The organism is Streptomyces ferrugineus (genome assembly GCF_015160855.1).
In the GTDB taxonomy this organism is placed as follows: Bacteria; Actinomycetota; Actinomycetes; order Streptomycetales; family Streptomycetaceae; genus Streptomyces; species Streptomyces ferrugineus.
Map to the genome: position 1 here is coordinate 824,278 of NZ_CP063373.1, position 20,022 is coordinate 844,299.

Consider the following 20,022-nt stretch of genomic DNA (forward strand, 5'->3'; position numbering starts at 1 on the left):
CCTGCCACGCTGCCCCTCATGACAACCACGCACCTGCGACACGACGACCCCCTGGACGACTTCTCGCACCGCGTCATCGACATCGACACGGTCGGCAAGACCGTGCACGTCACCGGATCGGGACCGGCCGTCGTCCTGCTGCCCGAGATGCCGGGGATCAGCCCTGACGTCGCACGCCTGGCGCGCTGGCTGCGCGATGCCGGCTTCCGCGTGTATCTGCCCTCCCTGTTCGGCGTCGACGGCGCCTACCCGACCGCCGACGCGGGCCAAGCCGTCGTCCGGCGTGCCTGCGTCAGCGCCGAGTTCCGTGCGTTCGCCGGCGGCGGCACCAGCCCCGTCGTGGCGTGGCTGCGCGGGCTCGCACGCGTGGCGCACGCGGAGTGCGGCGGGCCGGGCGTCGGCGCGGTCGGGCTGTGCTTCACCGGCAACTTCGCCCTGACCATGACGCTCGAACCCGCCGTCATCGCCCCCGTCGTCAACCATCCCTCACTCCCCCTCGACGACCCGGCAGGCCTGGAGATCGCGGCCGATGACGCCGCCCGCGTGGCCGAGCGCATCCGACGCGACGGCCTCAAGGTGCTCGCCTACCGCTTCGAGAACGACAGGTGGTGCACCGGCCGGCGGTTCGCGGCCTACCGGACTCTGCTCGGCGACGCGTTCGACGGCCGTGTGCTCGCGGACGAAGTGGCGAACACGAACCCGCCGCCCTTCTTCCGCGACATCGTCGGCTGCGCCCACAGCGTCACCACGGCCCATCTCGTCGACGAGCAGGGTCACCCGACCACGCGCGCCCGCGACGAGATCATCGCCTTCCTCGCCGAACGGCTGGGGACGACCACGCCCGACACCGGAGCCGACGGGCCGAACTGATGCAAGCGCCCCGACAGGGTCAGGCCGTCCAGGGCCGGAGTCATTGGCGAGATCTGTGGATCGATGGCCATGCGCGGGGATTGACTTTGGTGTCGTTGTGACCGCGCAGGGGTTTCAGGTGAGGCTGTCAAGGAAGCCCGAGAGAGCGGTGTGCAGGATTCCAGGCTGTTCCAGGTGCAGGTCGTGGCCGGTGCCGGGGATGCTCATGGCCATGGTGGCGGGTCGCCGGCGGAGCATTTCGTCGGCTTCTTGTGCGGGGATGAAGCTGGACTGGGCCAGGACGACCAGGGTGGGGCATGCGACGTGCCTCCACTCGTGCCAGTAAGAACGCTGGGCGTTCTCCGCCAGCGAGCGGACCATCACGTCCCGGTCGAAGCGAGGCCACCATCCGCCGTCGCGTTCTTCCAGTCCGGCCGCCCAGCCCGCGCCGACCGGTCCGCCGCCGAGGAACGCGGCCGCAGCCTCGCGCGAGGGAAACGGTGTCTGCCACGAGTCGAGCCATCCGCCGATGTCCCCGGGGCCGTTCGGGTTCGGACCGCCGGAGCCGGCCTCGACGAGCACGAGCGCGCGGACGAGCCCGGGATGCGCGGCGGCGGTGAGCATGGCCGTGTGCCCGCCCAGCGACTGGCCGACCAGGACGGGCCGCTGCAGCGCCAGCTGATCGACAACGGCGATGACGTCGGCGACGTAGGCGGCGCGGGATACGTCACGCGGGTGGCGCTCACTCGCGCCGTGCCCGCGCTGGTCGACCGCGACGACCCGATATCTGGAACTCAACCTCCGTGCCAGCACGTCCCATTCACCCGCGTGACCGGCCAGGCCGTGCAGCAACACGATGGGCTGTCCCGGCCCACCCCAGTCCCGGCAGGCAAGCCGCACGCCGTCTCGTACCACCCCGTGTTCAGACCATGCCACGTCGGCGCCCCCAGTCGATCGGCTGGCCCTGATCATGCCGCAACCGCCTCGGGGCGCCAGGGCGGCGGTGCGGGAAGAACAGGCGCTGCGCACATAGTGAAGAGGGACCGGAAGTCCGGCCCCTCTTCAATCGCGTTCAGTCCAACCGCTGCCCGCGGCTTTCGGCCACGCGGAGAGCATCGTGCAGAGCCTCGGTCAACCGTTCGGCGAGGAAGCGGAGTTCGCCGTGCGGTGCGTCCGACAACATCTCATGGGCGTGGGTGAGGAGTTGTGTGCCCATGTCGAGCTGGATGGACTCTGTGGCGTCAGCGAGGCGGGACACGGGGCCGCCGTGGTCGTCGGTGATCAGGTAACACGGTTTGCCCTCGGGGCCGGACCAGGGCAGCAGTCGGGGCGGATGCGTCACGCGACCTCCATCCCGTGAACCCAGTACGGCCCGGGCATGTCCAACCCGAGGGTCGCCATGGCCAGTTCCCGTCGCCGCTGGCGTTGTTCGTGGGCGGCGAGATAGGGGCGTACGGACCTGGTGGCGGCGCCGTCGAGCGGGGCGGTGGCGTGGGGGCCGTATGGGCTGCGGTGGGTGGGGAGGGTGGGTGCGGTTCGCGTTGGGGGAGGGGGTGCGGGTGTTGGGTGGCTCGGGTGGGCGCGGTGTTTGCCTCGTCCGGTGAGTAGGAGGCTCACCCAAGTGATGAGACGGCCGATAAGGTCGCTCATGTCATCAGCTCCTGTCTGGTTTGGCTGGTGGCCATGCCCCCGGACGGCTCCACCCGTCGCGGGGGTCTCTGCGAGCATGCTTGTTCGTGGTCTACCGCAGTCTACTGCGGTCGCACGGTATACCGCAGAGTTTTAGCGTCAACTGCATGAGCCCCGAGCTTGACCGAACCCGGCCCGTCTGGCGCCAGGTCGCCGCAGCCATCGTCACCCGCATTGCCGAGGGGCAGTACCCAGTAGGTGCTCGTGTGCCCTCGGTCGTAGAGCTGTCGACCGAGTTCGGTATCGCGGCATCGACTGCGCAGAAGGCGCTGACCCATCTCAAGACGGAGGGGCTCATCCGGGCCGAGGTCGGCCTCGGCTCCTTCGTAGCCAAGCTCCCCGAGAAACCCTCCGAAGCAGGCGACGCATAGCGTGCCCGGCCGGCTTCCGGTGGATGAGCAACTCGACACCCTGCGCGCGATGCTGTCGCGCAACGACGTCCTGATGGAGGTACTGACCCGGACCGCGAGGCTGGAGCTTCCCGGCTGGTACGTGACAGCCGGGTGTCTCTTCCAGACCGTCTGGAACGTGGTCACGGATCGTCCGCCGACCCACGGCATCAGGGACTACGACGTCTTCTACTTCGACGGCGCCGATCTGTCGTGGGAGGCGGAGGACGAGGTGATCCAAGCCGGGCGGGAGGTCTTCGCCGGCCTGCCCGCGGAGGTCGAGATCCGCAACGAGGCTCGCGTTCACCTCTGGTACGAGGACAAGTTCGGGGTCCCCTGCCCGCCGTACGCATCCTCCGAGGCGGCGATCGACAGCTTCGCGGCGACGACGTGCTGTCTCGGCATACGCCTGGAGGCGGAGGGACGGTGGCGGGTGTACGCGCCGCACGGTCTGGCGGACGTGTTCAACCTCGTCGTCCGTCCTAACCCGGTGCTCGCCCCGCCGTCGGTGTATGAGGAGAAGGCGGCACGGTGGCTGGAGCACTGGCCCGAGCTGACGGTACTGGACTGGCCGCGGCCGAGATGAGGGGTGGCAGGTCGCCTCGTAGGGTGGCAGACGAGCTATCCGAGGAGCCCTGACCATGCCCCTGCGCGTCCAGTCCATCTCCCGCGAGCAGCACCTGGCCTTCGTGGCGGGCCGGGCCTCCGCCAGCCATATGCAGGTGCCGTCCTGGGGCGAGGTGAAGCCGGACTGGCGGGCGGAGAGCCTGGGCTGGTTCGACCCGGAGGGGCGGCTGGTGGGGGCGGGGCTCGTGCTCTACCGTCCGCTGCCGAAGCTGAAGCGGTACCTGGCCTATCTGCCCGAGGGGCCGGTGATCGACTGGCACGCGCCCGATCTCGTGGAGCGCTGGCTGGAGCCGATGCTCGCCCACCTCAAGGGCGAGGGCGCCTTCTCCGTGAAGATGGGCCCGCCCGTCGTCGCGCGGCGCTGGAGCCCCGAGGCGGTGAAGGCGGCCATCGCCGACCCGGCCGCGCGGAGGCTGCTGGACGCGGAGCCGACGTCGTGCGAACAGTCGGCCCTCGACATCGCCGACCGGCTGCGGCGGTCCGGCTGGCGGCAGACCGAGCCGGGCGGCGAGGAGGGCTTCGCGGCCGGGCAGCCGCGGTACGTCTGCCAGGTGCCGTTCGCCGGCCGGACGCCGGCCGACATCCACCGCGGCCTCAACCAGCAGTGGCGGCGCAACATCAAGAAGGCCGACAAGGCGGGCGTCAAGATCGTGCAGGGCGGCTACGACGACCTGCCCGTCTTCTACGAGCTCTACGCCGAGACCGCCGAACGGGACCGTTTCGTCCCCCGCCCGCTGCCCTACTTCCAGCGCATGTGGACCGCGCTCACCGCCGAGCACCCCGACCGCATGCGGCTCTACCTCGCCCACCACGACGGCGACACCCTCGCCGCCGCCACCATGCTCACCGTCGGCGAACACGTCTGGTACTCCTACGGCGCCTCCACCAGCCGCAAGCGCGAGGTCCAGCCCAACAACGCCATGCAGTGGCGGATGATGTGCGACGCCCATGAACTCGGCGCCGCCGTCTACGACTTCCGCGGCATCACCGACACCCTGGAGGAGTCCAACCACCTCCTGGGCCTGCTGCGGTTCAAGGTGGGCGCCGGGGGCGAGGCGGTCGAGTACCTGGGGGAGTGGGACTTCCCGCTCAACCGGCTGCTGCACAGGGCGTTGGACCTGTACATGGCGCGGCGGTAGTCGCAGCCCTCCGCCCACCCGTCCACACTCTGGGACAGTGGCATAACGGGTTCACGCACCTGACAGGGTCCATTACCCTGGACTCGAAAGTGCAGCACGCTGAACGAACCCGCGCCGAGCCCCCTGGAACGCCCGTGAGCACCCCTGACGCCGCCACCACACCGAGCGCACCGACCCGTGCCCGGACCGTCCCCGAGCCGACGGCCGGTGTCCCGCGCCGCTGGGGCTCGATCGGTCCGGTGGGCCTGGTGCTCGCCGGGGGGATCTCGGTGCAGTTCGGCGGCGCCCTCGCGGTGAGCCTGATGCCCCGGGCCGGCGCGCTCGGTGTGGTGGCGCTGCGGCTGCTGGTGGCGGCGGTCGTGCTGCTGGTGGTCTGCCGGCCCCGGCTGCGCGGACACTCCCGCGTCGACTGGGGCACGGTGGTCGTCTTCGGTATCACCATGGCCGCGATGAACGGCCTCTTCTACCAGTCGGTCGCCCGCATCCCGCTGGGCCCCGCGGTCACCCTGGAGGTCCTCGGCCCGCTCGCCCTGTCCGTCCTGACGTCGCGCCGCGCGGTCAACTTCCTCTGGGCCGGACTCGCCCTCGCCGGGGTCTTCCTCCTCAGCGGCGGAGGCTTCGACAGCCTCGACCCCCTGGGTGTCGCCTTTGCCCTGGGTGCCGGCGCCATGTGGGCGGCCTACATAGTCTTCAGCGCCCGCACGGGCCGACGTTTCCCCCAGGCCGACGGGCTCGCCCTCGCGATGGCGGTGGGGGCCGTACTGTTCCTGCCCCTGGGGATCGCCGAATCGGGTCCGAAGCTCACCGACCCGGTGACCATCGCCCTCGGCGCGGCCGTGGCGATCCTCTCCTCGGTCCTTCCCTACACCCTCGAACTCCTCGCCCTGCGCCGCCTGCCCGCGCCGACCTTCGCCATCCTGATGAGCCTGGAGCCGGCCATCGCCGCCACCGCCGGCTTCCTCGTCCTCGACCAGGCCCTCTCCGCCATGCAGGCCCTGGCCATCGCCCTGGTCATCGCGGCGAGCATGGGGGCGGTGCGGACGCAGGTGGGGCGGGGGAGGGCGAAGTCCGCGCGGGTCGGGAGCGGCTGAGGTCCACCGCGGTTCGGGGGCACCCGAAGGGCTCAGCGGGGTTCGCCGTCCCGGACATGAAACAGCCCTCGATTAATGCAAGCACGCTTGCTTGTTTTAGCCCGCACTGCCATGCTCCTCACCACGCCGCACCACCCCCCGCACCACCCCGCACACCGCCGTGCCCCGAGGGGAGCGCACCGTGTCCGATCCGATGCTCGTGTTCGACGATCTGCGCGAGGAGAGCGAGGAACTCGACCGGCTGGTGGCCGAGCTGAGCCCCGGGCAGTGGGCGCTCGCCACCCCGGCCCCCGGCTGGAGCGTCGCCCATCAGATCGCACACCTCGCCTGGACGGACCACTCGGCGCTGCTGGCGGTGACCGACGTGGACGCGTTCCACACACTGGTGGAGAAGGCGCTGGTGGCACCGGGGTCCTTCGTCGACGACGGGGCGGCGGAGGGGGCCCAGCTGGCGCCCGCCGAGTTGCTGAAGGAGTGGCGCGAGGGCAGGGCGGCCCTCGACACGGCGCTGCGCGCGGCGCCGCGCGGCGCCAGGTTCCCCTGGTACGGCCCGCCCATGTCCGCCGCCTCCATGGCCACGGCCCGACTTATGGAGACCTGGGCCCACGGCCTGGACGTCTCCGATGCACTCGGTGTGGTGCGCACACCCACCGACCGGCTCAGGCATGTGGTGTGGATCGGGGTACGGACGCGGGACTTCGCCTTCGGCGTGCATGGACTCCCGGCGCCGATCGACGACTTCCGCATCGAACTCGTGGCGCCCTCCGGTGAGATATGGGCCTACGGCCCCGAAGACGCCCCGCAGCGCGTCACCGGCCCGGCGCTCGACTTCTGCCTCCTGGTCACCCAGCGCGCCCACCGCTCCGACCTGGCCCTGCGCGCCGAAGGCCCCGACGCCGACCGCTGGTTCGACATCGCCCAGGTCTTCGCGGGCCCACCCGGCGAGGGCCGGGCGCCGAAGGGAGCCGCCCGGTGACCGGGCGTCCGCTGCGGATCGGCAACGCCTCCGGCTTCTACGGCGACCGGTTCGACGCCATGCGCGAGATGCTCACCGGCGGCGAGCTGGACGTCCTCACCGGCGACTACCTCGCCGAGCTGACCATGCTGATCCTCGGCCGGGACCGGCTGAAGGACCCCGGCGCCGGATACGCCCGCACCTTCCTGCGGCAACTGGAGGAGTGCCTGGGGCTCGCGCACGAGCGGGGCGTCCGGATCGTCGCCAACGCGGGCGGCCTCAACCCGGCGGGGCTGGCGGACGCCGTACGGAAGTTGGCGGACCGGCTCGGCGTCCCCGTGCGTGTCGCGCACGTCGAGGGCGACGACCTCAGGACCCGGTATCCGGACAGCCTCGCCGCCCACGCCTACCTGGGCGGCTTCGGTATCGCCGCCTGCCTGCGGGAGGGCGCCGACCTCGTCGTCACCGGGCGGGTGACCGACGCCGCCCTGGTCACCGGGCCCGCCGCCGCCCACTTCGGATGGGGGCCCGGCGACCATGACCGGCTCGCGGGCGCTGTGGTCGCCGGACATGTGCTGGAGTGCGGGGCGCAGGCGACCGGCGGCAACTACGCGTTCTTCGCGGAGGGCGACGTCCGCCGCCCCGGCTTCCCGCTCGCCGAGCTGCGCGAGGACGGCAGCTGCGTCATCACCAAGCACCCCGGCACCGGCGGCTTCGTCGACGTCGGCACGGTCACGGCCCAACTGCTGTACGAGACGGCCGGCGCCCGGTACGCGGGCCCCGACGTCACTGCCCGCCTGGACACCGTACGGCTCACCCAGGACGGCCCCGACCGCGTCCGCGTCGAGGGCGTACGGGGACAGGCCCCGCCCGCGACCCTCAAGGTCGGCGTCAACCGCCTCGGCGGCTTCCGGGGCGAGGTCGCCTTCGTGCTCACCGGCCTCGACATCGAGGCCAAGGCGGCTCTGGTGCGCGAGCAGATGACGGAAGCGCTCGCCAGGACACCGCCCGCCGAGACCCGTTGGGACCTGGTGCGCACCGACCGGCCCGACGCGCCGACCGAGGAGACGGCGAGCGCGCTGCTGCGGCTCGTGGTGCGCGACCCGGACCAGGAGACCGTCGGGCGGGCGCTGAGCGGGGCCGCCGTGGAGCTGGCGCTCGCCAGTTACCCCGGCTTCCATGTGCTGGCACCACCTGGAAAGGGCTCGCCCTATGGGGTCTTCGACGATGTGTACGTCCCCCATGGTGCCGTCGACCATATGGCCGTCCTCCAAGACGGACGCCGGGTTCCCGTGCCACCGGCCCACGACACCGCCGTACCGGACGACCCGCCCGAGCCACCCCTGCCCCGGCCCCTGCCCCCCGGCCCCACCCGGCACGCCCCCCTCGGCCTCGTCGCCGGCGCCCGCAGCGGCGACAAGGGCGGAAACGCCAACGTCGGCGTCTGGGTGCGCACGGACGACGCCTGGCGCTGGCTCGCGCACGAACTCACCGCCGACCGGTTCCGGGAACTGATCCCCGAGAGCGGCCCGCTGAAGGTCACCCGGCATCCGCTGCCCAACCTCCGTGCCCTCAACTTCGTCGTCGAGGGCATCCTCGGCGAGGGCGTCGCCGCCCAGCACCGCTTCGACCCGCAGGCCAAGGCCCTCGGCGAATGGCTGCGCAGCCGCCACCTCGACATCCCGGAGATCCTCCTGTGACCGTCCTCGCCTCGTCCCTGGACCCGACGAGCCCCGCATACGCGGCCAACCGCGAGGCCATGCTCGGCAAGCTCGCCGACCTCGACACCGAGCACGCCAAGGCGCTCGCCGGCGGCGGCCCCAAGTACGTCGAACGGCACCGCGGGCGCGGCAAGCTCCTCGCCCGTGAGCGCATCGAGCTGCTCCTCGACCCGGACACACCGTTCCTGGAGCTGTCTCCGCTGGCCGCCTGGGGCAGCGACCACACGGTCGGCGCCTCGCTCGTCACCGGCATCGGGGTCGTCGAGGGCGTGGAGTGCCTGATCACCGCCAACGACCCGACCGTGCGCGGCGGCGCGAGCAACCCCTGGTCGCTGAAGAAGGCCCTGCGCGCCAACGACATCGCCCTCGCCAACCGGCTGCCCTGCGTCAACCTCGTCGAGTCGGGCGGCGCCGACCTGCCCTCCCAGAAGGAGATCTTCATCCCCGGCGGCGCCGTCTTCCGGGACCTGACACGGCTGTCGGCGGCCGGCATCCCCACCGTCGCGGTCGTCTTCGGCAACTCGACGGCGGGCGGCGCCTACGTCCCCGGCATGTCCGACCACGTGATCATGGTCAAGGAGCGCGCCAAGGTGTTCCTCGGCGGCCCGCCCCTGGTGAAGATGGCCACCGGCGAGGAGAGCGACGACGAGTCGCTGGGCGGCGCCGAGATGCACGCGCGCGTGTCGGGTCTCGCCGACTACTTCGCCGTCGACGAACCGGACGCCCTGCGCCAGGCACGGCGCGTCGTCGCCCGCCTCAACCACCGCAAGGCGTACGCCGATCCGGGCCCGGCCGCGCCGCCCGAGTACGACCCGGACGAACTCCTCGGCATCGTCCCCGGCGATCTGCGCACCCCCTTCGACCCGCGCGAGGTCATCGCCCGGATCGTGGACGCCTCCGACTTCGACGAGTTCAAGCCGATGTACGGCACGAGCCTGACGACGGGCTGGGCGGCCCTGCACGGCTATCCGGTCGGCGTGCTGGCGAACGCCCAGGGGGTCTTGTTCAGCGAGGAGTCGCAAAAGGCGGCCCAGTTCATCCAGCTCGCCAACCAGCGCGACATCCCCCTCCTCTTCCTGCACAACACCACCGGCTACATGGTCGGCAGCCAGTACGAGCAGGGCGGCATCATCAAGCACGGCGCGATGATGATCAACGCGGTCAGCAACAGCCGCGTGCCCCATCTCTCCGTCCTCATGGGCGCGTCCTACGGCGCCGGCCACTACGGCATGTGCGGCCGCGCCTACGACCCCCGCTTCCTGTTCGCCTGGCCCAGCGCCAAGTCGGCCGTCATGGGCCCCCAGCAGCTCGCCGGCGTGCTCTCGATCGTCGCCCGCCAGTCGGCCGCCGCGAAGGGACAGCCCTACGACGAGGAGGGCGACGCGGCCCTTCGCGCCATGGTGGAGCAGCAGATCGAGTCGGAGTCGCTGCCCATGTTCCTGTCCGGGCGGCTTTACGACGACGGCGTCATAGATCCGCGCGACACCCGCACGGTCCTCGGCATGTGTCTGTCCGCCATCCACACCGCGCCGTACGAGGGCGCGCGCGGTGGCTTCGGCGTCTTCCGGATGTGAGGGAACACCGGTGATCACTTCTGTGCTCGTGGCCAACCGGGGCGAGATCGCCTGCCGGGTCTTCCGCACCTGTCGTGAGTGGGGCATCCGGACCGTCGCCGTGCATTCCGACGCCGACGACAACGCCCTGCACACGCGCGTGGCCGACACGGCGGTACGGCTGCCCGGAGCGGCGCCCTCCGACACGTATCTGCGCGGCGACCTGATCGTGAAGGCGGCGCTCGCGACCGGCGCGGACGCGGTGCACCCCGGCTACGGCTTCCTCTCCGAGAACCCCGACTTCGCACGCGCCGTCCTCGACGCGGGCCTGCTGTGGATCGGCCCGCCCCCGGAGGCGATCGAGGCGATGGCCTCCAAGACGCGCGCGAAGGAACTGATGGGGCTGGCCCCCCTGGACGAGGTCACCGAGGCGGACCTGCCGGTACTGGTGAAGGCGGCCGCGGGCGGCGGCGGACGCGGCATGCGCGTCGTACGGCGACTGGCCGACCTGGACGCCGCACTCGAGGCCGCGCGCGCCGAGGCCCACAGCGCCTTCGGCGACGGCGAGGTCTTCGTCGAGCCCTACATCGAGAACGGCCGCCACGTCGAGGTGCAGATCCTCGCCGACACCCACGGCACGGTATGGACGCTCGGCACCCGCGACTGCTCCCTCCAGCGGCGCCACCAGAAGGTGATCGAGGAAGCCCCGGCACCCGGCCTGACACCCGAACTGACGGACTCCCTGTACGAGATGGCCGTACGCGCCGCGCGCGCCGTCGGCTATGTCGGCGCCGGCACCGTCGAGTTCCTCGTCGCCGGCGACAAGGCGCACTTCCTGGAGATGAACACCCGCCTCCAGGTCGAGCACCCCGTGACGGAAGCCGTCTTCGGCCTCGACCTGGTCGCGGAACAGCTCCGCGTCGCCGAAGGCCACGCCCTGCCCGACGACCCGCCACACGCGCGTGGCCACGCGATCGAGGCCCGCCTCTACGCCGAGGACCCCGCCCAAGGCTGGGCCCCGCAGACCGGCACCCTGCACCGCCTCGCCGTACCCGACAGCGTCCGCCTGGACACCGGCTTCACCGACGGCGACACCATCGGCGTCCACTACGACCCGATGCTCGCCAAGCTCGTCGCGTACGCCCCCACCCGCACCGCGGCGATCCGCAAGCTCGCGGGCGCCCTGGAACACGCCACGATCCACGGCCCCCGCACCAACCGGGACCTCCTCGTGCGCTCCCTGCGCCACGAGGAGTTCACGAGTGCCGCGATGGACACCGGCTTCTACGCCCGCCACCTCACCGCTCTCACCACCCCGGTCCCCGACCCGCACGCCCCCCTGGCCGCCGCCCTCGCCGACACCCACGGCCGCTCCCGCTTCGGCGGCTGGCGCAACGTCCCCTCCCAGCCGCAGGTCAAGCGGTACGCGGTCGCAGACGAGGAGATCGAGGTCCGCTACCGGTACACGCGGGCGGGCCTGGAGGCGGACGGGGTGCGCGTCGTCCACGCCGACGCGGGTCGCGTCGTCCTCGAAGTGGACGGCGTACGACGGAACTTCGAGGTCGCCAGATACGGCGACGAGATCCACGTGAACGCCACGCGCCTCACCGCGCTACCCCGCTTCCCGGACCCGAAAGCCCAGCACGCACCGGGCTCGCTGCTCGCGCCGATGCCGGGGACGGTCGTACGCGTCGCCGAGGGCTTGACCGTAGGAGCGCCTGTGCGGGCCGGACAACCCCTGCTGTGGCTGGAGGCGATGAAGATGGAGCACAAGATCGCGGCGCCGGTCACAGGCACGCTCACGGCTTTGCATGCCGTACCTGGCCAGCAGGTGACGCTCGGCTCATTGCTGGCGGTGGTGCAAGAACCCTAGGGGCGCGGGGCTGTATCGATTTGCGGCTCCGCCGCGTGAGCGCGACCAGCCACAACGAATCCGCACCCGGAAGGAGTCCCATGCCCCCCAGCCTCGAACCCGAAGAACACAAAGCCCTACGATCCGCGGTAGCCGCCCTCGGCAAACGCCACGGCCGCACCTACGACCGAGAAGCCCTCTGGTCGGAGGCAGCCAAACTCGGCTACCTCGGCGTCAACCTCCCGGAGGCATACGGCGGTGGAGGCGGCGGCATCGCCGAACTCTCCATCGTCCTCGAAGAACTCGGCTCCGCGGGCTGCCCGCTCCTGATGATGGTCGTCTCACCCGCCATCTGCGGCACGGTGATCGCCCGCTTCGGCACAGAGGAACAGAAACAGAACTGGCTCCCCGGCCTCGCCGACGGCACCCGCACCATGGCCTTCGGCATCACCGAGCCCGACGCCGGCTCCAACAGCCACCGCATCACGACCACGGCTCGCCGAGACGGAGCCGACTGGCTGCTCACCGGCCGCAAGGTCTTCATCTCCGGCGTGGACATAGCCGACGCCACCCTCATCGTCGGCCGCACCGAGGACGCCCGCACCGGCAACCTCAAACCCTGCCTGTTCATCGTCCCGCGCGACGCCGAAGGCTTCACCCGCCGCCGCATCGACATGGAGCTCGCCGCCGCCGAGAAGCAGTTCGAGCTGACCCTCGACGACGTACGGCTCCCCGCCGACGCGCTCGTCGGCGACGAGGACGCCGGCCTGCTCCAGCTCTTCGCCGGCCTCAACCCCGAACGGATCATGACGGCCGCCTTCGCGATCGGCATGGGACGGTACGCCCTCGCGCGCGCCGTCGAGTACGCGCGCGACCGCACCGTGTGGAAGGCCCCCATCGGCGCCCACCAGGCCATCGCACACCCCCTCGCCCAGGCGCACATCGACCTCGAACTGGCTCGCCTGATGATGCAGAAGGCGGCCTACCTGTACGACGCGGGCGACGACGCGCCCGCGGGTGAGGCGGCCAACATGGCGAAATACGCGGCAGGAGAGGCCTGCGTCAAAGCCGTCGACCAGGCCGTGCACACCCTCGGCGGCAACGGCCTCACGCGCGAATTCGGGCTCGCCTCGTTGATAACCGCCGCACGCGTGGCTCGTATTGCTCCGGTGAGCCGGGAGATGATTCTCAACTACGTCTCCCACCAGACCCTGGGCCTGCCCAAGTCGTACTGACCGGCACCGCGCTGTGCCCGTCGCGAGGAGGAACGATGTTCCGCAGCGAGTACGCAGACGTCCCGCCCGTAGAACTCCCCATCCACGAGGCCGTGCTCGGCCGCGCCGCCGAGTTCGGCGAGCTGCCCGCCCTCATCGACGGCACGGACGGCACCACCCTCACCTACGAACAGCTCGACCGCTTCCACCGGCGCATCGCCGCCGCCCTGGCCGAGACCGGCGTGCGCAAGGGAGACGTACTCGCCCTGCACAGCCCCAACACCGTGGCCTTCCCCACGGCGTTCTACGCCGCCACGCGCGCGGGCGCCTCCGTCACCACCGTGCACCCGCTCGCCACACCCGAGGAGTTCGCCAAACAGCTCAAGGACTCGGCGGCCCGCTGGATCGTCACCGTCTCCCCACTTCTGGAGACAGCCCGCCGGGCCGCCGAACTCGCCGGCGGGGTCCAGGAGATCCTCGTGTGCGACAGCGCGCCCGGCCACCGCTCGCTGATCGACATGCTGGCCTCCGCGGCCCCCGAGCCCCAGGTCGACATCGACCCCGTGACGGACGTCGCCGCCCTGCCGTACTCCTCGGGCACCACCGGCGTCCCCAAGGGCGTGATGCTCACCCACCGCCAGATCGCCACCAACCTCGCCCAGCTCGAACCCGCGATCTCCGCGGGCCCCGGCGACCGCATCCTCGCCGTCCTGCCGTTCTTCCACATCTACGGCCTCACGGCCCTGATGAACGCGCCCCTGAGGGTGGGCGCCACGGTCGTCGTCCTGCCCCGCTTCGACCTGGAGACCTTCCTCGCGGCCATCCAGAACCACCGCATCACCGGCCTGTACGTGGCCCCGCCCATCGTCCTGGCCCTCGCCAAGCACCCCCTGGTCGCGCAGTACGACCTGTCGTCCCTCAAGTACGTCATCAGCGCCGCCGCACCCCTGGACGCCAACCTCGCGGCCGCCTGCTCACAGCGCCTCGGCCTGCCGCCGGTCGGCCAGGCCTACGGCATGACGGAACTGTCCCCCGGCACCCATGTCGTCCCGCTCACCGCCATGAACGACGCGCCCGCCGGAACCGTCGGCCGGCTCATCGCCGGCACCGAGATGCGCATCGTCTCCCTCGACGACCCCGACAAGGACCTCGGCACCGGAGAGTCCGGCGAGATCCTCATCCGCGGCCCCCAGGTCATGAAGGGCTACCTCGGCCGCCCCGACGCCACCGCCGCGATGATCGACACCGACGGCTGGCTGCACACCGGCGACGTCGGCCACGTGGACGAGGGAGGCTGGCTGTTCGTCGTCGACCGCGTCAAGGAGCTCATCAAGTACAAGGGCTTCCAGGTGGCCCCCGCCGAACTGGAGGCCCTCCTGCTCACCCACCCCGCGATCGCCGACGCGGCCGTGATCGGCGTCCACAACGACGAGGGCAACGAGGTCCCGCGCGCCTACGTGGTCCGCCAGCCCACCGCCGCCGACCTCTCCGAAGGAGAGGTCATGATGTACGTCGCCGAACGCGTCGCCCCCTACAAGCGCATCCGCCAGGTCACCTTCATCGACGGCGTCCCCAGGGCCGCCTCCGGCAAGATCCTGCGCAGGGAACTCAGGGAGCACACATGACGTTGATCGGACGTACACGCGCGCGCGGCGTGGAAACCATCGGCCTCGACTCCCCGGACACCCGCAACGCACTCTCGGCGGCCCTGGTGGGCGAACTGGCCGACGCGCTGACGGACTGCGCCAAGGACCCCGACGTACGCGCGATCGTCCTCACCCACACCGGCAACACGTTCTGCGCCGGCGCGGACCTGCGCGACCCCCCGCACCCGGACGCCCTGGTGACCCTGCTGCGGCAGATCGTGGAACTGCGCAAACCCGTCGTGGCCCGAGTCACCGGCCACGTCCGCGCCGGCGGCCTCGGCCTCCTCGCGGCCTGCGACATGGCGGCGGCGTCGACAGCGGCCACCTTCGCCTTCACCGAGGTGCACATAGGCGTGGCCCCCGCCGTGATCAGCCTCCCGATCCTCCCGCGCACCGACCCCCGCGCCCTGGCCCGCTACTACCTCACCGGCGAACGCTTCACCGCACCCGAGGCGGCCCGCATCGGCCTGCTCACCACGGCCGGCGACGACGTCGACGAGACCCTGGCCCCCATCCTGGACGGCCTGCGCCGCTCCTCACCCCGGGCCCTGGCCGAGACCAAGGCACTGCTCACGGCTAAGGTGCTGGAAGCCTTCGACCGGGACGCGGCCGACCTGACCGCACTCTCGGCCCGGCTGTTCTCCTCCGCCGACGCTCGCGAGGGGATGACGGCCTTCCTCGAAAGACGGGATCCGCAATGGGCGGTGTGAGCACAGTCGGCGACCGGGTGGACCGCGTCCCCAAGCAGGACCGCAGCCGCGCCACCCGGCAACGGCTCCTGGAGGCCGCCGTGGCCTGCCTCGCCGAACACGGCTGGGCGGGCTCCACGGTCTCCGTCGTCGCCGAACGCGCCGGCGTCTCCCGAGGCGCCGCCCAACACCACTTCCCCACCCGCGAGGACCTCTTCACGGCGGCCGTCGAATACGTCGCCGAAGAACGCTCGACAGCGCTGCGCGACCTGTTCCCCGACGGCGCGGCAGACGACCGGCACGCGGTCGTCTCCGCCCTCGTCGACCTCTACACGGGCCCACTGTTCCGCGCGGCCCTCCACCTGTGGGTGGCCGCGTCGAACGAGGACCAGCTGCGCCCCCGCGTGACGGAACTCGAAGCCCGGGTCGGCCGCGAGACCCACCGCATAGCGGTGGACCTCCTCGACGCCGACGAAACCCGCCCCGGCGTACGGGAAACGGTCCAGGGCCTGCTCGACATGGCCCGCGGCCTGGGCCTCGCCAACCTCCTCACCGACGACACCGCCCGCCGGGAGCGGGTGGTGGCGCAGTGGACGGGGTTGTTGGGGGAGGTGCTGGGCTGAGAGGCCGCGGGGCGCGCAGGCACGTGCGTGCCGCTCACGGACTGAGCCGCTCCACCCGCCAGCCCCCGTCCTGCTCCTCCACATACCGCAGCCGGTCGTGCAGGCGGTTCTCCCGGCCCTGCCAGAACTCCACCGTCTGCGGGGCCACCCGGAAGCCGCCCCAGTTCGGCGGTACCGGGACCTGCTCGCCCTCGGGATAGCGGGCGGCCAGCTCGGCGTACGAGACGTCGAGTTCCGCGCGGGAGGGGATGGGCGACGACTGGGCGCTGGCCCAGGCGCCGAGCTGGGAGCCGTGCGGGCGGGTGCGGAAGTAGGCGGCGGTTTCGTCGCGTCCGGTGCGTCGGGCGACGCCCGTGACGATGACCTGGCGGGCCATGGGGTGCCAGGGGAAGAGCAGGCAGACGTACGGGTTCTCGGCGAGGTCGCGGGCCTTGCGGGAGCCGTAGTTGGTGTAGAAGACGAAGCCCTGCTCGTCGAAGTGCTTCAGCAGAACCGTGCGGGAGCCGGGCCGGCCCTCGGCGTCCGCGGTGGAGACGATCATCGCGTTCGGCTCGAAGAGGTGCGCCTCCTCGGCGGCCTGCTTGAACCAGCGCGCGAACTGCGCCACCGGGGTGGCTGCCAGGTCGGTCTCGGCGAGGCCCTCGGCCCGGTAGTGCTTGCGCATGGCGGCGGGGTCGGGGACGGGCTCGGCGGGATCGATGGCGACGGCGTCTCGGTCGGTCACGCGGTCATCTTGCCGTATCCGAAGCGGCGCCGTCGGGCACGGTGTCCTTCGTCACTGCATGGCACTGAGTGCCGCGAGGGCTCCCCAAAGGTGGCACTCAGGGATATCGTTCTGTTGCCTTCCGGTTGGATGACCGCCGGCCGCACGGGGCATCACAGGGGTACGCCCGGACTGCGAGTCCGCTGAGCCCGTGACCGTGGATCCACCGGCGTACGCCCCACCTCTGTCGACTGACCTGTGGTCGTTCCACCCACAACCCCATCCGTCGCACACATCACGAGGAGCCGCCTGATGTCCGATTTCGTACCCGGGCTCGAGGGAGTCGTCGCGTTCGAGACGGAGATCGCCGAACCGGACAAGGAGGGCGGCGCTCTTCGGTACCGGGGCGTCGACATCGAGGACCTGGTCGGCCATGTCTCCTTCGGCAACGTCTGGGGACTGCTCGTCGACGGCGCCTTCCGTCCCGGACTGCCGCCCGCCGAGCCCTTCCCGATCCCCGTGCACTCCGGTGACATCCGCGTCGACGTCCAGTCCGCACTCGCCATGCTGGCGCCCGTGTGGGGCCTGAAACCGCTGCTGGACATCGACGAGCAGCAGGCCCGCGAGGACCTGGCGCGGGCCGCAGTCATGGCCCTGTCCTACGTCGCCCAGTCGGCGCGCGGGCAGGGCCTGCCCATGGTGCCCCAGCGCGAGATCGACAAGGCCCAGTCCGTCGTCGAGCGCTTCATGATCCGCTGGCGCGGCGAGCCCGACCCCAAGCACGTCGCCGCCGTGGACGCCTACTGGACGTCCGCCGCCGAGCACGGCATGAACGCCTCCACCTTCACGGCCCGCGTCATCGCCTCCACCGGCGCCGATGTGGCCGCGGCGCTCTCCGGGGCCGTAGGAGCCATGTCCGGTCCGCTGCACGGCGGCGCGCCCTCCCGTGTGCTGCACATGATCGAGGAGATCGAGCGCACCGGCGACGCCGAGGCGTATGTGAAGCAGACCCTCGACAACGGCGAGCGCCTGATGGGCTTCGGCCACCGCGTCTACCGTGCCGAGGACCCGCGCGCCCGTGTCCTGCGGCGCACCGCCCGGGAGCTGGGCGCGCCCCGTTTCGAGGTCGCCGAGGCCCTGGAGAAGGCGGCGCTGGCGGAGCTGCACAGCCGCCGCCCGGACCGGGTGCTGGCCACGAACGTCGAGTTCTGGGCCGCCATCGTCCTGGACTTCGCGGAGGTCCCGGCGCACATGTTCACGTCCATGTTCACCTGTGCCCGTACGGCGGGCTGGTCGGCGCACATCCTGGAACAGAAGCGCACCGGCCGCCTCGTGCGCCCCTCCGCGCGTTACGTCGGCCCGGGCCCGCGCGACCCGCGCGAGATCGAGGGCTACGCGGACATCGCGCACTGATCACCCGACACCTCCGGCGGGCCGGTCATCACGCGGGGCCGAACAGCTCCGCGTGATGCCGCTCGACGGCCGGCGCGCACCCCTGCCGGTCGGGCCGCCGATACCGGCATACGGAACGTGACTGATCCACTGCGCCAGTATGCTGGGGCGGCTGCGGCACTCCCTCCATCACCCGTTCCCACGTGGTGAGTCACGGCCTGCGGCGATCGAGACGTCCGACGGCTTGGGGGATGGGGAACAGGTGCTGATAGCGGGCCGCTACCGGCTGGGCGAGTCGATCGGGCGCGGCGGGATGGGGGAGGTGTGGCGGGCCTACGACACGACGCTCGCGCGGCATGTGGCCGTCAAGCTGCTGCTGCCGCAGGACTCCGATCCCACGGCCACCTCCCGGTTCCGGCTGGAGGCGCAGACCGCGGCGCGGATCGGCCATCCGAACGTGGTGGGCGTCCGGGACTTCGGCGAGTACGACAACCGGCTCTTCCTGGTGATGGAACTCGTCGAGGGCGACAGCCTGGCCCGGCTGCTGGCGGTGTCCGGCGCGCAGCCCGCCGAACGTGTGGCCCGGATCGCCGCCCAGGCCGCGGCGGGACTGGCCGCCGCGCACCGGCAGGGCATCGTCCACCGGGACATCAAGCCGGGCAACCTGCTGCTGGACACCGACGGCACCCTGAAGATCGGTGACTTCGGGATCGCCCGCTTCATGGACGACCCCGGCGCGGCGCTCACCGCCACCGGGCAGATCGTCGGCACGAGCCTCTACCTCGCCCCCGAGCGCGCCCTGGGCCAGCCTGCGGGCCCGGCCTCCGATGTCTACGCGCTGGGCTGCGTGCTCTACCAGCTGCTCACCGGGCGCCCGCCCTTCCAGGCCGACAGCGCCGTCGCGATCCTTCACCAGCACCTCGACGCCGCTCCCGTGCCGCCCCGCGAGCTGGGCGTCGCCGGCCTGCCGCCCGCCTTCGAGAACTACCTCCTCGGCCTGCTCGCCAAGGAGCCCGAGCAGCGTCCCACCGCCCAGCAGGCGGCGGACTGGTTCGCCGCCGGCGGCTGGCAGGGCCACCCCCAGCCGCTGCCCGAGGCGGCTGCGCCGTCCGCGCCGTCCGCGCGGTCCACGGCCGCGATGGCCGCCGCTCCCGGGCCGAACCGGATGGGCGGGACCAGCAGCCCGACGACCTACATGCTGCCCTCGGCCCAGTCGTCCCCGCCGGATCGCGGCGGACCGGGCCGGGCCGCCGCCCGCTCCCACTCCCGGTCGAGGTCCCGCTCCCGGAACGGGCCCCGGCGCGTGCTGGTCACCGCCGCCGCGGCGGCGCTCTTCGTGGCCGCGATGCTTCTCGGGATGCTGTGGTTCTCGCCGGACAACACCGCCGCGGAGGGCACGAAGACCGATACTCCGCCCAGCCCGAGCGCTTCCCCTTCCCCCTCGGACGCGAGTCCGTCGCCGGTCACCGCGCCGAGCCCGGTGGTGGAGACGACCGCCGGTCGCGAGAAGACGCGGGAGCAGGAGCGACGGGAACAGAAGGAGCGCGACGCGGAGAATCTGGACCAGCAAAGCCAGCCCGCCTCGCAGCAGGACGACAGCGACAACGACGACGAGAGCGACGATGACGACTGAGAACTGACGGCTGATCGCGGCCTCCGGCTGTCCTCCGTCGGCCCCCTAGCTAGTGCAGACGACAATGCAGACGACCCGCGAGTTCGGGTCCCTCCGCCTTGCGGCGGGGGAGCCGGCCGGACGTGCCGGCGAGCTCGCGGGTCGGGTGACTGCGTTGGATTGGCCGGCTGCGTGTTTCGCGCACACGCTGGTCCGGCACCGCACTGGGTGGGTGACGGGCCGCTAGCCCGCAGCCACCTCTTCCGTCCGGTATGCAT

18 protein-coding genes are annotated in these 20,022 nt (G+C 71.7%); 15 read left to right on the top strand and 3 right to left on the bottom strand.

The annotated features are described in order from the left end of the window. Window positions 1-18: 18 nt before the first annotated feature. The gene (locus tag IM697_RS03945; RefSeq protein WP_194044736.1) at window positions 19-870 is read left to right on the top strand and encodes a dienelactone hydrolase family protein; all 852 of its coding nucleotides are present in this window, start codon (window positions 19-21) and stop codon (window positions 868-870) included. Window positions 871-984: 114 nt separating this feature from the next. Here IM697_RS03945 and IM697_RS03950 read toward each other — a convergent pair whose 3' ends face one another. Further along, window positions 985-1,785 (bottom strand): alpha/beta fold hydrolase, encoded by an 801-nt coding sequence (locus IM697_RS03950; RefSeq protein ID WP_194049574.1) that lies wholly within the window; start codon window positions 1,783-1,785, stop codon window positions 985-987. Window positions 1,786-1,921: 136 nt separating this feature from the next. Next, window positions 1,922-2,191, bottom strand: a complete 270-nt coding sequence (locus IM697_RS03955) for a hypothetical protein (protein WP_322734547.1) — start codon at window positions 2,189-2,191, stop codon at window positions 1,922-1,924. Between the two features lie 454 nt (window positions 2,192-2,645). Between IM697_RS03955 and IM697_RS03960 the strand changes: the two genes are divergently transcribed. The 12 genes from IM697_RS03960 to IM697_RS04015 all read left to right on the top strand — a co-directional run bounded on the left by IM697_RS03960 (window position 2,646) and on the right by IM697_RS04015 (window position 16,037). Beyond that, window positions 2,646-2,909 carry a GntR family transcriptional regulator gene (locus tag IM697_RS03960; RefSeq protein WP_194044737.1) on the top strand — a complete coding sequence of 88 codons (264 nt, stop codon included), beginning with the start codon at window positions 2,646-2,648 and terminating at the stop codon, window positions 2,907-2,909. Between the two features lies 1 nt (window position 2,910). Next, entirely contained in the window at window positions 2,911-3,513 is a 603-nt protein-coding gene (locus IM697_RS03965) for a nucleotidyltransferase family protein (RefSeq protein WP_194044738.1), read from the top strand. Window positions 3,514-3,568: 55 nt separating this feature from the next. After that, window positions 3,569-4,693 carry a lipid II:glycine glycyltransferase FemX gene (locus IM697_RS03970; RefSeq protein WP_194044740.1) on the top strand — a complete coding sequence of 375 codons (1,125 nt, stop codon included), beginning with the start codon at window positions 3,569-3,571 and terminating at the stop codon, window positions 4,691-4,693. A gap of 134 nt (window positions 4,694-4,827) precedes the next feature. Further along, on the top strand, window positions 4,828-5,784 hold the full coding sequence (locus IM697_RS03975) for an EamA family transporter (RefSeq protein ID WP_194044741.1): 957 nt from the start codon (window positions 4,828-4,830) through the stop codon (window positions 5,782-5,784). A 181-nt stretch (window positions 5,785-5,965) separates the two neighbouring features. Beyond that, window positions 5,966-6,760: a TIGR03084 family metal-binding protein gene (locus tag IM697_RS03980; RefSeq protein ID WP_194044742.1), complete on the top strand. Its 795-nt coding sequence runs from the start codon at window positions 5,966-5,968 to the stop codon at window positions 6,758-6,760. After that, window positions 6,757-8,439: an acyclic terpene utilization AtuA family protein gene (locus IM697_RS03985; protein WP_194044743.1), complete on the top strand. Its 1,683-nt coding sequence runs from the start codon at window positions 6,757-6,759 to the stop codon at window positions 8,437-8,439. The genes IM697_RS03980 and IM697_RS03985 overlap by 4 nt, the downstream gene beginning before the upstream one ends. Further along, on the top strand, window positions 8,436-10,034 hold the full coding sequence (locus tag IM697_RS03990; protein WP_194044744.1) for an acyl-CoA carboxylase subunit beta: 1,599 nt from the start codon (window positions 8,436-8,438) through the stop codon (window positions 10,032-10,034). Before IM697_RS03985 ends, IM697_RS03990 begins: the two co-directional genes overlap by 4 nt. Window positions 10,035-10,044: 10 nt before the next feature. After that, window positions 10,045-11,886, top strand: a complete 1,842-nt coding sequence (locus IM697_RS03995; protein ID WP_194044745.1) for an acetyl/propionyl/methylcrotonyl-CoA carboxylase subunit alpha — start codon at window positions 10,045-10,047, stop codon at window positions 11,884-11,886. An 80-nt stretch (window positions 11,887-11,966) separates the two neighbouring features. After that, window positions 11,967-13,100, top strand: coding sequence for an acyl-CoA dehydrogenase family protein (locus IM697_RS04000; RefSeq protein WP_194044747.1), 1,134 nt, complete (start codon window positions 11,967-11,969; stop codon window positions 13,098-13,100). A 35-nt stretch (window positions 13,101-13,135) separates the two neighbouring features. Beyond that, window positions 13,136-14,704, top strand: a complete 1,569-nt coding sequence (locus IM697_RS04005; protein WP_194044749.1) for a 4-coumarate--CoA ligase family protein — start codon at window positions 13,136-13,138, stop codon at window positions 14,702-14,704. After that, window positions 14,701-15,435 (top strand): enoyl-CoA hydratase family protein, encoded by a 735-nt coding sequence (locus tag IM697_RS04010; RefSeq protein WP_194044751.1) that lies wholly within the window; start codon window positions 14,701-14,703, stop codon window positions 15,433-15,435. The genes IM697_RS04005 and IM697_RS04010 overlap by 4 nt, the downstream gene beginning before the upstream one ends. Then, window positions 15,423-16,037: a TetR/AcrR family transcriptional regulator gene (locus tag IM697_RS04015; protein ID WP_194044753.1), complete on the top strand. Its 615-nt coding sequence runs from the start codon at window positions 15,423-15,425 to the stop codon at window positions 16,035-16,037. Before IM697_RS04010 ends, IM697_RS04015 begins: the two co-directional genes overlap by 13 nt. A gap of 34 nt (window positions 16,038-16,071) precedes the next feature. Here IM697_RS04015 and pdxH read toward each other — a convergent pair whose 3' ends face one another. After that, window positions 16,072-16,761 carry a pyridoxamine 5'-phosphate oxidase gene (pdxH, locus tag IM697_RS04020; protein WP_407699602.1) on the bottom strand — a complete coding sequence of 230 codons (690 nt, stop codon included), beginning with the start codon at window positions 16,759-16,761 and terminating at the stop codon, window positions 16,072-16,074. A gap of 291 nt (window positions 16,762-17,052) precedes the next feature. On the opposite strand from pdxH, the gene IM697_RS04025 reads away from it, so the two are divergent. Both IM697_RS04025 and IM697_RS04030 read left to right on the top strand, forming a co-directional pair. After that, window positions 17,053-18,153 (top strand): citrate synthase 2, encoded by a 1,101-nt coding sequence (locus IM697_RS04025; protein ID WP_194044755.1) that lies wholly within the window; start codon window positions 17,053-17,055, stop codon window positions 18,151-18,153. Window positions 18,154-18,394: 241 nt separating this feature from the next. Further along, a complete protein-coding gene (locus IM697_RS04030) occupies window positions 18,395-19,765 on the top strand; it encodes a serine/threonine-protein kinase (RefSeq protein WP_194049577.1) in 1,371 nt (456 codons plus the stop codon). The last annotated feature ends 257 nt before the right edge of the window (window positions 19,766-20,022 follow it).